This window comes from Paraburkholderia sp. SARCC-3016, assembly GCF_031119615.1.
Taxonomy (GTDB): Bacteria; Pseudomonadota; Gammaproteobacteria; order Burkholderiales; family Burkholderiaceae; genus Paraburkholderia.
In genome coordinates this window covers 1-500 of the sequence record NZ_JAVHZD010000120.1, presented here as the reverse complement: position 1 = coordinate 500, position 500 = coordinate 1, and the positions used below count along the sequence as shown (strand labels likewise).

Sequence of the window (500 nt, the reverse complement as noted above, 5' to 3'; positions counted from 1 at the left end):
CTCGGTCTCGGGCACGCGGTGCTGTGCGCCGAAAAGCTCGTGGGCGACAACCCGTTCGCGGTGATTCTCGCGGACGATCTGCTGTACGGCACGCCGCCCGTCATGCAGCAGATGATCGAGGTGTTCGACCACTATCACAGCTCGGTTATCGGCGTCGAAGAGATTCCGCGCGACGAGACGAAGTCGTATGGCATCGTCGACGGCAAGGAATGGGAAGACGCGATCATCAAGATGTCGGGCATCGTGGAGAAGCCGGCGCCGGACGTCGCGCCGTCGAATCTCGGCGTGGTCGGCCGCTATGTGCTCAAGCCGCGCATCTTCGAACATATCCGTGCGCTGAAGCCGGGCGCCGGCGGCGAACTGCAGCTGACCGACGCGATCCAGTCGCTGCTCAACGACGAACAGGTGCTCGCGTACAAGTATCACGGCACGCGTTTCGACTGCGGCAGCAAGCTCGGTTACCTGAAGGCGACCGTCGAGTTCGCGCTGCGTCATCCGGA

1 protein-coding gene is annotated in these 500 nt (G+C 63.2%); it reads left to right on the top strand.

The window, feature by feature from the left end:
• Positions 1-500, top strand: a 500-nt coding sequence (locus QYH69_RS36005) for a UTP--glucose-1-phosphate uridylyltransferase (protein WP_308836352.1), incomplete at both ends; no start/stop codon positions are given.